General features: G+C 58.0%; 10 protein-coding genes. All 10 read right to left on the reverse strand.

Annotated features, from left to right (window positions below):
* Nucleotides 1–1,737 (reverse strand): retention module-containing protein (locus B7L72_RS19025; RefSeq protein WP_176212816.1); only part of this gene is annotated, 1,737 nt, incomplete at its 3' end.
* A gap of 183 nt (nt 1,738–1,920) precedes the next feature.
* Nucleotides 1,921–3,579 (reverse strand): ABC transporter ATP-binding protein, encoded by a 1,659-nt coding sequence (locus B7L72_RS01605; RefSeq protein ID WP_254893730.1) that lies wholly within the window; start codon nt 3,577–3,579, stop codon nt 1,921–1,923.
* 119 nt (nt 3,580–3,698) lie between these two features.
* The gene (locus B7L72_RS01610; protein WP_254893731.1) at nt 3,699–4,586 is read right to left on the reverse strand and encodes a hypothetical protein; all 888 of its coding nucleotides are present in this window, start codon (nt 4,584–4,586) and stop codon (nt 3,699–3,701) included.
* 127 nt (nt 4,587–4,713) lie between these two features.
* The gene (locus B7L72_RS01615) at nt 4,714–7,872 is read right to left on the reverse strand and encodes a UDP-N-acetylmuramoyl-tripeptide--D-alanyl-D-alanine ligase (RefSeq protein WP_081192198.1); all 3,159 of its coding nucleotides are present in this window, start codon (nt 7,870–7,872) and stop codon (nt 4,714–4,716) included.
* A 109-nt stretch (nt 7,873–7,981) separates the two neighbouring features.
* A complete protein-coding gene (locus B7L72_RS01620; RefSeq protein ID WP_081192200.1) occupies nt 7,982–8,617 on the reverse strand; it encodes a response regulator transcription factor in 636 nt (211 codons plus the stop codon).
* Complete coding sequence (locus B7L72_RS01625; protein ID WP_081192202.1) at nt 8,617–10,047, reverse strand: HlyD family type I secretion periplasmic adaptor subunit; 1,431 nt, start codon at nt 10,045–10,047, stop codon at nt 8,617–8,619. The genes B7L72_RS01620 and B7L72_RS01625 overlap by 1 nt, the downstream gene beginning before the upstream one ends.
* Complete coding sequence (locus tag B7L72_RS01630; RefSeq protein WP_254893732.1) at nt 10,047–12,164, reverse strand: type I secretion system permease/ATPase; 2,118 nt, start codon at nt 12,162–12,164, stop codon at nt 10,047–10,049. Before B7L72_RS01630 ends, B7L72_RS01625 begins: the two co-directional genes overlap by 1 nt.
* Nucleotides 12,165–12,392: 228 nt before the next feature.
* Nucleotides 12,393–13,943 carry a TolC family outer membrane protein gene (locus tag B7L72_RS01635; RefSeq protein WP_081192206.1) on the reverse strand — a complete coding sequence of 517 codons (1,551 nt, stop codon included), beginning with the start codon at nt 13,941–13,943 and terminating at the stop codon, nt 12,393–12,395.
* Nucleotides 13,944–14,215: 272 nt separating this feature from the next.
* A complete protein-coding gene (locus B7L72_RS01640; protein ID WP_081192208.1) occupies nt 14,216–15,103 on the reverse strand; it encodes a DMT family transporter in 888 nt (295 codons plus the stop codon).
* Nucleotides 15,100–15,369, reverse strand: a complete 270-nt coding sequence (locus B7L72_RS01645) for a SelT/SelW/SelH family protein (protein WP_016916584.1) — start codon at nt 15,367–15,369, stop codon at nt 15,100–15,102. Before B7L72_RS01645 ends, B7L72_RS01640 begins: the two co-directional genes overlap by 4 nt.
* Nucleotides 15,370–15,396: the final 27 nt, after the last annotated feature.

Here is a 15,396-nt window from a genome sequence, read left to right on the forward strand (position 1 = left end):
GGCATCCGCGTCTGCATCAGCGTCCGCATCTGCATCTGCATCTGCATCGGCGTCTGCATCCGCATCTGCATCGGCATCGGCGTCTGCATCGGCATCAGCGTCCGCGTCTGCGTCGGCGTCGGCGTCGGCGTCCGCATCGGCGTCAGCGTCAGCATCGGCATCGGCATCGGCATCGGCATCTGCGTCAGCATCCGCATCGGCATCTGCGTCAGCATCCGCATCTGCGTCTGCATCTGCATCTGCATCCGCGTCGGCATCAGAATCTGCATCAGCGTCGGCATCGGCATCGGCATCGGCATCGGCATCGGCGTCTGCATCGGCATCCGCATCGGCATCCGCATCGGCATCCGCATCCGCGTCTGCATCGGCGTCCGCGTCGGCGTCAGCATCCGCATCAGCATCTGCGTCGGCATCTGCATCGGCGTCGGCGTCTGCATCCGCGTCGGAGTCTGCATCCGCATCCGCATCCGCGTCTGCATCAGCGTCGGCATCGGCATCCGCATCGGCATCCGCATCCGCATCCGCATCGGCATCAGCGTCTGCATCTGCATCGGCGTCTGCATCCGCGTCGGAGTCTGCGTCAGCATCGGCGTCCGCGTCGGCATCTGCATCTGCATCTGCATCTGCATCTGCATCGGCATCAGCGTCTGCGTCTGCATCCGCGTCGGCGTCGGCATCCGCGTCGGAGTCGGAGTCGGAGTCGGAGTCGGAGTCGGAGTCGGAGTCGGAGTCGGAGTCGGAGTCGGCATCAGCGTCTGCATCGGCATCGGCGTCTGCATCGGCATCGGCGTCAGCGTCTGCATCCGCATCTGCATCCGCATCGGCGTCTGAATCGGCATCTGCGTCAGCATCGGCATCGGCATCCGCGTCAGCATCAGAATCGGCATCTGCGTCAGCATCGGCATCCGCATCTGCATCAGCGTCAGAATCCGCATCGGCATCGGCGTCGGCGTCGGCGTCGGCGTCGGCATCCGCGTCGGCGTCGGCGTCCGCATCTGAATCCGAATCATCGGGATCTTCGGGATCTTCGGGATCTTCGGGATCTTCGGGATCTTCGGGATCTTCGGGATCTTCAGGATCATCGGAATCCGAGTCCGCATCCGCATCTGCGTCAGCGTCAGCATCTGCATCAGCATCGGCGTCTGCGTCAGCATCTGCATCTGCATCTGCATCTGCATCGGCGTCGGCGTCGGCGTCGGCGTCGGCATCGGCGTCAGCGTCTGCATCCGCATCGGCATCTGTATCGTCAGCAGTAGCGGCAGCGGCAGCGGCAGCACCTCCGTCAAACTCTACGAATTCGGCGCCTTCCAGGCCGCCGTCGGTGTTGAAGCTTTGTGGGTCGGTTTCTTCGGCGATACGGGCAACGCGTACGAAACTGCTGCCGCCGCCACCGCCGCCACCTGCGCCAGCGCCGGCAGCAGTGGCATCAAGGAGATCGAGCAGGTCACCGTCTTCATCTTCGAGGGCGGCGAGCAGGGCTTCCAGGTCGTCGTCCTGGGCGCTGGCATCGGTGGCGACAATGGCGTCTGTGTTCAGCTCAGGGGTAACGGCGACTTCCTGGCCGCCCTCTACCACGTTGGCGCCGGTACCGTCGGCAAAGTCCAGCTCGACGCGACCATCGACGGAGGTAATGAGTGTTTCTCCCTCCTGAATGACGTCACCAATGCGCAGTTCACGCAGGTTGCCATCTTCGTCGCGTGCCCATGCTTGACCTGAAATCGCAATTACCGTTGCCATGTCTTGTTCTCCACCCACCGCTCGATTAAGGGGTTGCCGAGGCTGACTGACTGCAGACGCAGAAAAGCCTATTGGCGGCATTGTAAACAAGGTAGCGCTGGCCAACGGGGTTGCCTATTGTACCGATGGCCAATACGCAATGAACGGGCAGTATTTACGTGAAAAGGAAGCGAGAAACGGAGGTTACGGGTCTGCGCGCAGGGATTCATGAGCCTTTAACAGACCCGCCATCATATTGAGGGCACCCGCGTCATTATGGTAGCGGCAGCGGTGGCAAAACTCATGGGCTCGTGCGGCTAGCGCAATATGGAGCGTGGCCTCTTCCGGGGAGTGCAGCGCTTCCCATTCTGGGCTTTGGGTGAGCTGCGGCCAGTTTGCCGACAGCAGCGCGAGTACTTCTTTATTAAGCTTGGCCGAGAGGGGCCAATGGGCGCCCAGGGTATCATGGCTCCAGCTTTGCCAGTCGAGTAATAGAGGTTGTTGGTTTATCAATGCGAGGCGTGCAGTGGCGGGGTTCTGAAGCGTGAGGCCAGCTGGCACCTTCTCGACTAGCGCGATCATATGTGGCCAGCTTTCCTGGAATCGCGTGATCTGAAAGCCTTGCCGATCTTCCTGCGTCAAATAATCAAAGCGGTTCGTATCAATGCTTCTCATGCGTTCTGGCAACGTGGCAAAGGTAGCTCGGTACTGTGCTATCAGGCTCGGTGACAGCGGCGTCTGCAGTAACGCTTGGCGAAGCGCCGCCAGCCAGGGTTTGCGTTCTTCCGAGTTGAGCCATTGCGGGCGCAGGCTGCCGATGTCTAGAGCGACGTAATGGCACCAAAGCAAGTCGCCATGACCGATCAGTTTGGGTACTTCAGACGGCATTGCTCCCGCCGCCGCACTGCGCTCTTCGAGCAGCGCAATTTCGTGGTGCGCTTCGTTCTCTCGCGAAGGCACGTAACATTTCAACAGCCAGTAGGAGGGGCTTGCGCTGTCCTGCTGCGTGCATAGCAGCACGTGGGCGACGGTACGACTGTGCAGCAGACGACACTCGACGATATCGACGAATGCGAGATGATGACGTTCGGCCAACCAGCCGGGCAGCCATTGGGCCAATCGTGCCGCATCGAAGCGCTTGAGGAAGTCCGTTGCTTCGCTAATCGCTACCTGCCGGGCGCGAGGGAGCAACAGCATGTTGATGTGCTGAACGTGTTTGATGATACCCAGAGCGTTGACCATGCCGTTGACGCTGGCGGCCATCATTTGGCGCAACGCAATCAGCAGGACGAACAGTGTGAACAGGGGGCGCGCCGATCCATACAGATAGTCGATGACCAGGATGACAAAGCCAAGCGCAAAACTGATATTGATGACCGACAATACGTTGCTTTGCAGCGTTTCCTGAAGCTGTGGCACTTTTTCGAAGCGGTAGTAACGCGCCACGATAAGCCCCAGGATGGCCACACAAACCACTGCCAGGAACCCTAGCGCCGGGTGCAAAAAGGCAATGACCAAACAAAACAATAGGGCAATGCACATCGAAGAGAGCGCTCCCATCACGATGGCCAGCATGCGCCTGCCCAAAGGCCGATGATTGGCTACCAGGCGTGTCTTGTTGAGCCTAAGCAAAAGGGCGTCGAACAAACGTGAGATGCTGCGCTTGACCCACCACTGCATTAGCGCAAACGCGCAAAAGCAGAGAACGGCCAAGGCCAGTAGCATCGCCATCTTGTCATTATCGCCAAACTGTGCAGGCAATCCGCGGGTCAAACGACTCTGACCGCTCATCAAGACTTGTAACAGCTGCCAAGGTAGCAACAGGCTGGCCAGCAACAGTATCTGCGCTGTTACTTGCTTCAAGAGAATGGCGCCTACCTGCCAGCGGAATGGTCGCACCACCTCACCCAAAAGGGCCCACATCAGGTCGCGTAGGTGGCGACGATGAGCCCTCTGCTCTTCGGTTGCCGACATGTAACCCTTCACTCCCGTTCTTTCAGCATGGTATCGATCAGCTGCATGAACCTACGCAGCTCTTCAGGCTGATGCTCCTTCGGCGCGTAGGCCGATATCGCCCGGTATAAAGCCGCCAGAATGGCATGGTTATACTGCAAGCTGCGCTGCTCGGCTTCGGCCCAGCCGTAAGTGGGCCATTGCTGTTGTTCAGCCAGGGAAATGCTCGCCTGATGGAGTGCTTCGAACAGGGGCGCCACGAAGCGGCTACCGTGAAGATGCTCCAATGTCACTACCTGGCTGCCATCGTGGTAGCGCAGCGACATCAGTGAGCTGGGCAGCGAGATACTGCCTTGGGGGTCGAGTAGATAAAATAACCGTTGCCATAGGGTCACGGCGCCATAGCTCGACTGCATAATGCTTTCCAGGTCGCTACTAGCCGTAGGCAGAGGGGGACCGGGCTGCACGTCACCACTCAGCAGCGACTCCGACCAGCGTGCCAGCCCTTCGTGTACCCACCCTTGCTTGAACATCATGTGGGCGTTTTGATACAGGTGGAAAAGCTCGTGGGCTGGTGTCAGGTTAGTGGCGGCCTCAACACGTCCGCCCAGGGCCATGCGAATATGGCATTCGGGAATAGCCGGGTTACGCACTACTTCGTCATAGGCTTGGCCGCCGCGAATCTGGTCATCCCGCAGAATCACCACGATTTCCTCAGCCTGTAGATAACGCGGCATCTGTAGCGGGGGCGTTAGTCCTAGCACCTCATGAAAAAGCACATTGGCGGCAGCTAGTTGGGTGGCGGTATCATCCTGTCGAATGGGGTCTATTGCTACAGGTGGTTCGGGGTCTCGCACGACAAAGTGCGTCAATGAACCCGATAAGCCTGGCACCTGCATCGCCCCAACCTTCGACAAGGCAGGTTCTCGTGTCAGCGTATGACAAACACCAACCCCCTGCTGAGGCTGCGCCAAGGCGGAGAAAGCGCTTATCAGGAGGATAGCAAACGCCATACCATTACGCGCGAGCTCCCTTCCAGCCAGCTTATCCAACAAGATTCGGCGCCGCGAACAGTGAGGCAAGTCCCACGCCATGAGAGGCCTTGACCAGCACATGGTCACCGGGCTGCAAGTGTTGCATGAGTTCCGGCTTGAGTGCCTTTACATCCGAGTAGTGAAAAACGCCCTGATCTTCGCCACCCAACATGGCCAGCAGCGGTTGGCTTAGAGGGCCGCACAATAGCACGCGTCGTGTGGCCAATGCGGCAATCAGTGGCGACAACTCACGGTGCAACGCTTCTGCCTCCTCCCCCAACTCCAGCATGTCTCCAATAATCAAAAGCTTATTTTCTCCCTTGACCGGCAATGCAGCAAAGGCTTCCAGGGCCATGCGCATGGAAAGAGGATTGGCATTATAAGCTTCATCATGCAGGGTGATAGGCACTCCTTGGTAATTCAGTTGCTTGACTTCACCGCGGCCCGGTACCGCCTGAAAAGTGCGTAACCGCTCGATGACCTTTGCCAAGGGCAGCCGGTCATGCTGGGCCACGGCTAGAATAGCGAGTGCGTTCAACATCATATGGCGTCCTGCCGCAGCCAGCTCGACGGTATATGCATTGCCATCGATGCAGACTTGTCCGCTCAACCCATGATATTCCAGCAGTCGAACATCCGCTTCCTCATGCTCTCCAAAACTGATCACCGTCAAGCGGTAGTGTCGTGCTTGCCCTGCGAGGTACCCGTAGTGGGCGCTGTCGCGGTAGAGAATCGCCACCCCGCCTGGTGCCATACTCCTGAAGATGCGCGCTTTCTTTCGGGCGATTTCATCCAGAGAGTGGTGATAGACAAGGTGCGATGCAGCAATATTGGTGATGATGGCAAGGTCAGGCCGCGCCAGCGCTGTATTGACCGCCATGGAGCCAATGGCCATCTCGACGGCCCAATAATTTGCCGTTTGCGGCATGGACGCCATATTCCAGGCCACCCCGATGGGCAAGTTGGCACTCCCTCGACTCTGCCCCACGGGCCCGTCATCCAAAGCGTGTGCCAACATCGCGACCACGGTGGTCTTGCCCGCGCTTCCCGTCACCCCGACCACTCGCCCACGAAACTGGCGACGCTGATGTTGCCCAATGGCGAGTACCGCTGCCTGGACATCCTCTACCTGCAGAATAGGCACCCCAAGCGCTTGGTAAACCTCGCCTTGTTCACATATGACGGCCGAGGCCCCCTGCTCCACCAGCGCTTTTATGGCGGCTTCCGTCAAAAAGCCTGTGTCGGCCCTGCCGCTCGCCACCACGAGATGGCCTGATGCGAAAAACGCCTGCTTGCAACATAGCCCTGTGGCCTGCCAGCCCATCGGCGGCATCACATGCCAGCGCCCGCTGGTCGTCGATGCCAGTGATTCGGCCTCCAGCTTGCCCCCGTCCACCCTGAAACTCGCTTGCCGACCATGGCCCAGCAGTTGCTGATAGGCCACCAAACCGGAGAGATAGTGCTCGACATCGTCGATGCGCACGCGGAAGCTGTGATGACGAATGAAAAAACCGTCTTGCACGGTGTACGGGGCCTTGAAGTACATGGCCACTTCCGGCCAGAAGAATCCATTTTGCAAGTAGTTCGCGCGGGTATGCAGCGCGTGATAGAACGCATCGATGTCCAGGCCATCGAGCACATCGGCAAGCTCCGGCATCTGCTCCAGCGTGAGCAGTGTCTTGTGGAACGCCATGGAGAGTTCCAACAGCGTTGGGAAAGTGGTGATCCGATCACGGATGAAGTCGATGTACCCCGCTACGTTGCGCACCGCGAATTCAAAATAGCGGCGTTCGGGGCGGTACATCACCAGCTCATTGGTACAGTAGGCCAGCCAGTGATCGTGGGCCTGCTCATGGCCGTTGTCGATAAAATAGTCAAAGGCCTTGACGACACACGCCAGCCACTGGGGGTTACGAGTCTGGCCGTAAAGCCGCATCAGCGCAAAGGCCGCTTCGCCATCATAGTAGATGATTCGGCTCTTTTCCTTGAGCGATAAATCCGCCGCATTCAGCACATGCACGAAGCTGCCATCAGCCTCCTGCATGCGGACGATCCCCAACGCCAGCGCGTCGGCCAACGCAGCATAGCGGTCATCGTCCATCACCTGCTGATACTTGACCAGGGCCAGGATAGCCACTGCATTAGCCCCTAGTTTGATGATGTTTCCCGTGTCGACCACATAGGCCGCGCCATCACGCTCGATGATGTCCCGATCGCGCAAGCTCTCCAACGCGCGGTCTATCTGGCCATGCAACTGGCGGAGCTGTTCATCGTCAAGAAGCCGTTGAGTAAGGCAGCTTTCATAACCTTCCAGCAGCGCATAAGTACTGCTGGCATGGCGGAGGATGTTATAGGTGCCAATGTCACGATTGAAACAGGGAAAATAACCATACACATAGCGGCCATTCGCCTGTACCTGCCTACCCAGAAAGCGCGTCGAGCGGGCTATCAGTTCAGCGGTGGAGGCAGGGGTCAACGGCGGGGTTTCACGACGCCCCCAGCAGCGGGGCTGCGTGCTCAGAAGATGATGGCTCGGCTGTTCACCGCCAAGCGCCAAAAAGACGCCAGCCGTAGCAAAACTCCACATGGGCATCTCGTCGGCAAAGCTTGGCATCTGGCTAGAGCCGTGGCGGGCCTTGAGGTAGCGCTCCAGGTGGGCTTGGTTAATTTGCGCATGGCCCACCTGGTGCCCGCCATACAGGCAGGCGTTGGCATTCAGCTCCATTTCACTGAGCAGCAGCCTGGCTTCGCGCTTGCCTTCAAACGCCAAACCACTGCGGAAGTAGCTGCGCTTATAGCGTTTAAGCTCCTGCTTGAAGGCCCCCCAACGACCTTCACGCACGGCGAAAGGCCATTCGATGCGACACCCCACCAGCGGATGCCCGAATTTACGCTGCAGTCGGGTAATCGCTTGTTCAAGCGCAGGCACCAGTACTTCCCACTGGCCCGCCCGCAGTGCGCTGACATCGACCGTCAGCGTCGTGACCTGAGCCCGCGCATAGCCGTCGCTTACCGAGACCAGTAACAGTGAGTCGAAAGGAGCTACGCTGGCATGCTGACGCTGCCATTGTGACAACACGTCAGAACCCACAGCATGCAAAGCATCATGCAAGGCTGAGTGGATAGCCTCACGGGCAACGTGTGCTTCCTGAACGGCGTGATCCGACATGTCATGGCTCGCGTAAGTAGTGAGGGTGTAAGTGACGAACGAGGTGAGGTACCGGCAGCGGACGCTTTGGGGTGCAGCGGTGCGACCCCCAAAACCCAGACCTAGCGGATCACTCAACGCTACCAGAGGTACGCTCCGCCACCGGTGCCAATTTGAGAATCAGCTGCAGCCGATCGCGTACTGACAGCTTTCGAAAAATAGCGCTTAGGTGCGCTTTAACCGTGCGTTCAGTGATCTCCAACTGGCGGGCCACCTCTTTGTTCGTGGCGCCACGCGCCACGGCCAACGCAACGCCACGCTCTCGCTCGGTGAGCAGCTGCAGGTAGTCGCTGTGTTGATAACGGTCATGGTCAACGCGCTGCTGGAGAGCCTTGAACGTACCACCGAGGACTTTCGCCAATAACGCTTGCCCAACCCAAACACCTTGATGGGTCACGACCAGAGCCACCTGGTTCAGCACATCAGCCGCCGCCAGGGTATGCACATAGCCCCTGGCGCCCAGATCCAATGCCCTTAGCGCTTCACGATCGTCGGGGGTATAGCTCAGCACCACCACGATGGCACCCTGCTCTATCAGCGCAGGAATCATGAGTGGCCAGCTATCCACGGTAGTGGACAGCCACACAAGATCATTGGGCGCTACGCGCCGGCCCAGGGTGTCAGGCGTCAGGGCTCCCACATCCTGAAACGCTTTTTTCCAGCGCGCTTTTAAACTCCCGTCTGTTGTTATAAACCAGTGTTTCATCAGCGCTCTCCCATGGAATCTCGCCACGCCCTTAAAACAGGTTTCAGCATGAACTGCATGACGGTTCGCTTACCAGTGACGATATCCACTTGTGCGGTCATCCCCGGTATAACCTGCAGCCGGTCGGCTACGTTTTCATTCTCTTGGCTGCGCACGCGAACCAGATAGAAGGTATTGCCATCATCATCGGTAATAGTGTCGGCGCTGATATGCTCGAGTTCGGCCTGCAACCCACCATAAATCGCGTAGTCGTAGGCGGTGAGCTTGATGGTGGCAGGTTGTCCTGGGTGCAGGAAGGCAATGTCCTGCGGGGCGATGCGTGCCTCCACCAGAAGTTGATCATCGGTCGGCACGATTTCCACAACTTCCTGGCCCGGCTGAGCGACACCACCAATCGTATTGATGTGGATACGCTGTACGATGCCGTCTACCGGTGACCGGATCTCCGTCAACCGGACGCGATCCTGCAAGCCAGTGCCTGACTGCTGCAGGGCATTCAAATCACCCAGCGCTTGGGCCAAATCATTACGCCACTCGCTGCGACGCTCGGCTCCCAGTTCCCTCAACTGAGTTTCGGCTTCTTCCACGGCAGCTTGCAAACGTGACACCGAGGCATCTGCCTGGTTGCGCTCACCCGTGGCACGCGATACTTCCCGCTGCAAACGCAGCACTTCCACTTCCGACACCGCACCGGATGCCAGCAAGGGGCGCGTCAGGTTCAGTTCCTGGCTAGCCATGTTCGCTTCACGCTGAGCCGTGTCGCGCCGTGCCTGTGCTTCACGTAGCTCTTCTCGACGCTGACGGATACGGTCATTGAGTACGTTTTCCTGCTCGCGCAGCTCTTCGCGACGACTCTCGTACACCTCGCGCTCTTGCATGACGATATGCGGCACTTCTTCGCGCAGCTCATCGGAGGGTTCGAAGGGTGAATTGGTGGCCAGCGCCCTTAACCGCTCGGCACGTGCCTCCAGCGCAAAGCGCTGGGCGCGGTTTTCCCTGAAATCCGAGACGAAGCGAGTCGGGTCGATCTGCATCAGCACATCTCCCGCGCTGACCAGCTGCCCCTCGCGAATCATGATCTGATTGACCACGCCGCCATCGAAGGATTGGATCCTCTGGAGCTGGCTGGCGGGGATGACGCGGCCCGTGCCACGGGTGACTTCATCGATGGCGGCGAAATAGGACCATGTCAGCAGGGCTACGATGGTTAGCAGTACCGTATAGAGAAACAGGCGCGCACGGATAGGCTCTTGCTGCATGCGCGCCCAGTCGGTATCGCTTGCCCAGTCACGATTGAGGTGCGCAGAGGTGACCCGTCTGGCAAACAGTCGATCCATGAAAGGGCGAAACGGTTTTTGGCCTTTTTCGGAAAAACGGCCAATCGCATCGAAACCTTTTTGCTCTGGTGTCACGGAAGGCTTGCGTGTCATCAGGAAGCCCTCCCGATTTGCCCTTTACGCAGCGCTTCCACCACGGTATCGCGGGGGCCATCGGCCACCACTTTGCCCGCATCCATGACGATGATGCGATCGACCAGCGACAGCAGCGATGTGCGGTGGGTCACCACGAGAATAGTCTTGCCTGCCGATATGCGGGTCAGGTTGGCCTTGAAGGCTTCTTCACTGGCGTTGTCCATGGAGCTGGTCGGCTCATCCAACAACAAGATGGGCGGGTCCTGCACCAAGGCTCGGGCAATGGCCACTGCCTGCTTTTGCCCGCCAGACAGCGCCTGACCGCGCTCGCCCACCTGCAAATCCACACCGTGAGGGTGGCCATTTACCAGCGCCTCCAAGCCAGCCAGCTTTAGCACTCTGAGCAACGCTTCGTCATCGACGCGGTCATTTCCCCCCCCGGCCACGATGTTCTCGCGCAAGGAACCCGAGAACAGACTGACATCCTGCGGCACATAGCCAATATGGCGGCGCAGATGCAGCGGATCCAACTGGCGGATATCGACGTTGTCGACCAGCACGGCACCTGCCGTTGGCTGGTAGAACCCCATGATCAGCTTATTGAGAGATGACTTGCCACAGCCAATACGACCCAGCAGGGCGACTTTCTCTCCTGCCTTGATGTGGATCGAGACCTCACGCAGAGCATCGCGTTCTTCCTCTGGGTAGCGCAGGGTGACTTTCTCGAGACGGATATTACCTTCGAAGCTGGGTTTTTCGACGTAGGACTTACCCTCATGACGCTCGCTTTTCTTATCCATTACGGTGTTGAGCGTTTCCAAGGTAGTAGCAGACTGATGGTACTGCGCCAGTAGTGCTGCCGTTTGGCTAATGGGCGACATGGCACGGGAAGACAGCATGTAGGCCGCGATTAGCCCCCCTTGGGTGAGATTACCTTCGATAATCTGGTAGACACCGATAATGATCACGCAGACCGCGACGCTATGCTGAGCCCATAGCGCCACGCTGGATACCGACGTACTGACCATTTTCAGCTGGCTACCGATTTTAGCCAAAAACGCTGTGGCTTTTTCCCATTGGCGTTGAATGCGGCTCTCGGCCCGTAGGGCCTTGACGTTTTCCAATTGAGAAACCGACTCGACCAACAAGGAGTTGCGTTGAGCACCGACCTCCCAAGCGGTTTGCGAAAGTTCGTGCAACTTGCCTTGCGCGGCCAATGCATACAGCAGTACAAACACGGCTCCGATCAATACCGGCAGTACTAACCAGGGATTGATCAGTGCAATAATGGCCGCAAACATCAGCACGAAGGGAAGATCGACAATCCCCAGAATCGTCGCCGAACCAATAAAATTACGAACCGATTCGAACGACTGCATGGTGGCTGTGAACGCGCCGGTCGATGCCGGCCGCTCTTCCAACCGGACACCCAGTGCTTTTGCCATAAGCGATGAAGAGAGTTTGACATCCGCACGGCTTGCCGCCAGATCAACGAAGCTACTGCGCATCAGTCGCAGCGCCAAATCGAAACACAACACGATAAAAATACCGATAGCCAGCACCCACAACGTCTCAGTCGCCTGATTGGGTACGACGCGGTCGTAAACGTTGAGCACGAAAAGCGGCATGGCGATGGCAAACAAGTTGATGGCCACCGACCCCAGCACGATGTCTCGATATAACCGCCGATTCTCGCGAATTACGCCCCAGAACCAGTGCTGATCCCGGCGCTTCTTACTATTGACGCCTGGTTCGGAAGCATTGTCCGTCAGAAACTTCGGGCGAACGTAAATAGCATCGCCGCTATAGCCCGCATGGAGCTCCGCTAAAGGGATTTCGACTTCGGATTCCGTCAGTTCAGGAAACAGCACACGGGCTTTTTGCTGTTTGAGATCAATGGCCAACAGCACACAGGCCCGGCCAGGTTCGAGTAGCAGCACAGCAGGTAGCAGTGCTGGATTGAGCCCTGAGAGTGGGCTTTTGACGATACGCGCAGTCAGCCCAGCTCTGGAGGCTGCCCGGCCAAACACAGAAGGCGTTAGCTTGCCGTCTTCCAGCGGCAACCCCGCTCGCAATGCTTCTGCAGAGACTTCATGCTGATGAAACGAGGCAATTGCCTTAAGGCATTCCAGCAATTCATCGCCACCTGGCGGCTCGCTGGCAAATGAGTTTGCTGCGTCTGTCTTCGTTAGCTTCGCTTGTGTCACACAGACCTCGTATCCTCAGGGAAGCGCTTAACTATACATGCCTGACGACTAAAAAGTGGCCGCCAGCGGTGGGCTTTTGTGAGCCGGATAATAATGGATAGCTAGACTGACGGCGTTTTCAAAACCATGGAACACCGTCAGCCGTAGCGACACTGTTTAGACGTCAGGCATCATCACATAGGTGGCTGCTGACGCGTACACCGGTGACTGGCTAGTTGACTCGTGACTGAACTGGGCACTGATACCTCGAGTGAAGTCTTCCAGCGTAAACCCGCGCGGCCCTTCCGTACCACACGCCATTTCGGGATTCTGCGCCATGCCTTCGTAGCCCAGCTCTGCCAGGCTAGGGATGTCGTCACGGACGACGTCCAGGGTTTGCATTAGTTGGCCCATGGCGGCCAAGGTGCGGGCCTGGGCCAGCGTCAGATCAAACTCTGCGTTGGCATAGGCACGGCTGGCCTCGAAGAACTCGTTTTCGCTGTCCAGCACGTCCAGCAGGGTGCGCTGACCGATATCGAACTGCTGTTGATAAGCACCGCGGACCCGGTCGATGGACTGGCGATGGTCATTCAAATAGCGCAGCTGCTCGCCAATGCGCTGGGTATCGTTGTAAGCAATCTGCGTGGTCTGACGCACGTTGGTACAAGCTACTTCACGCTGGTTGACCGCCTGCTCGATTCGGGTGGAGGCCGCCTCGAAGGCAGCACTATCAGAACCACCACGGTAAAGGTTCATGCTCGCCACTAGCTGAATGCTGTGCTCGTCGCGACGTCCTGAAATGGCGTCGTCCTGATTATTGGTGCCGGTACGCCCCTGAATATCCAATCGCGGCATAAACGCAGCACGCTCAGCGCTCTGCACGGCCCGCTGGGCAGCAATATTCTCGATGGCAGCGTGGAATTCAGGATTCCCCTGGAACGCCATCTGAATGGCCTGGCTCACATCCGTGGGTAAATCAGCCGCCAGTGAGGGCGCAGGCGTCATGTTCTGAGGCGGCAGTTGGCCGACCAGGCGCTGATAGCGCGCCGTCACGTCATGCAGGTTGGAGGCTTCGGTCATCAGGTTGGACTCGGCGAGCGCCAGACGACCACTGATTTGCGCCAGGTCTACCCCTCTGCCCGCACCCGAAAGGGCGCGCTCTTCGATCTGCGAAAACACGCGGCGGTGTTCGCGGTAATTATCTTGCGCCAAACGCACCATTTCACGGAAACGCATGACATCCAGATACGCTTGGAAGGTTTCCAGGGCAATATTTTCACTGGCCCCCAGCAGCTCGAAATAGGCAATCAAGCGCGTACGATCCAGACGCTCCACTTCACTGCGCGTCGCGAAACCATCGAAGACCATCTGGGTCAGCGTCAGCTCGGCAAAATCACTGTTATAGCTGCCCCGCCCATCGTTCTGCTGATCTTGACGGCCTACCCCCGCCGAAACATCAATAGAGGGCAGATAATTACCTTGAGCAACGCGCACGTCGCTACCTGCTGCGCTAAAGTTGGCCCAAGCGGCATTAACCTGAGGATTGCTGACGATGGTTTGCTGAATGGTACTGACCACATCCGTAGCGCCCGGCGCGTAAAGCGTAGCAGGCAGATTTTGTGCCAATGCCGTCAGTGGCAGGCAACCCAAGGTTGCCACGGCTGCGGGGAGCAGACCGCGTTGTAAAAAAGAGGATGATGCTTGCGTGGTTGTTTTGCTGTTCTTCATGGCCGTGAATCTCGAATGAACGTTTCTCGCTGCAGATGAGCAAGTAGTCTTTCCCTGTGCAACAACGCTACCGTGCATTGCTACCCCCTTGGCTGCTTACCCGCCGATGCTGACACATCTATTGCGCTTTGTTATTGCCGAATTCAATTAAACATGAGTGTCGTCTAGACATAACTCCCTAGCAAATTCATATTAGCTAGCACTGAATTCGTAAGCACCACTATATAAAAACAAAAGTCACAAAAATTTACAATAACATGCTGAAAAAACACTCAATCGGTAGCGGGCAATTCCTTTCTCGGCCACTGCTGAAGCGCCAGCCCCGCCAGGATCAGCAATAGACCAGTCAACGTCGAGCTCAGTAATGGCTCGCCCACCACGACATAGAGCAACAACAGAGAGACCGGCGGAGAGAGGAAGATCAGCGTAGACACCTTGGCGGTTCGAGACACCTTGTGGATCGCCAACTGCCACAGCACAAAGGCAATGCCCATCTCGAACAATCCTACGTATACGCCGGAGGCCAGCGCAGTCATGCCATGCCACTGAAACCCCGGGCCAAAAAGTAACAGAACGGTTAAAACAGGTAAGCCAACACTGAAGTTTTGCCACTGCCCCACTAACGGTGGCCGGGCATCTCGCGCATTCAGTAGCCAGTAGAGTGCCCATAACAACGTTGAGGCAAGCGCCAGCGCAACGCCTAAACCATCCTCGAAGGCGACGTTGAAAACCTGTCCACGCGTCGCAATGACCCACACCCCGGCATAGGCGATCAGCCCGGCCAGCATGTCTCTTCGCGTCAACTGGTGCCCCAGCAGAGGCACCGCCAGAAATGCCATGGCCAATGCCCAGGTGTAGTTCAGGGCCATGGCCTCCTGGCCTGGCAGACGGTCGTAGGCTGCAAACAACACCAGATAATACGCGACGGGGTTCATCAGCCCCGCCCATAAGGCCGTGCGCCAGCCGTACCTGAGCGCCTGCTGCATGCGCCCTTGAGCAACTACCAGCGCGCCCATCAACAGCCATGACACCAACGCCGCTAGCCACATTAGCTCTAACGGGCTCATCCAGGAGAGTGCCAGCTTGAAGGCGGTCGCTACCGTCGACCAAAGGGCGACCGCCCCCAGTCCATACAGAATAGCCGCTCTATCCTGGCTCATCGGTCGATGTGCCCAAGGTCACGGTCAGGGTCGATGTGATCGCGTACCTGCTGTTTGAGCGTCTTGATATCCGGGAAGCCGCCGTCACGTTTGCGCTCCCAAAGCAGCGTGTCATCACACCAGATTTCAAACCGGCCCCCATGGGAAGGCACGAGCGCGACCTGGTCGAGCTGCTCACCAAACGTGGACAGTAACTCTTGGGCATACCAGCCGCTGCGCAGCAGCCACTGACACTGGGTGCAGTAGTGAATCCGGACCTGCGGCATGGCGTACTCCTTATCGGCCAATTCCCT

Origin of the sequence: Halomonas sp. BC1, assembly GCF_002078135.1 — a bacterium.
Lineage (GTDB): Bacteria > Pseudomonadota > Gammaproteobacteria > Pseudomonadales > Halomonadaceae > Vreelandella > Vreelandella stevensii.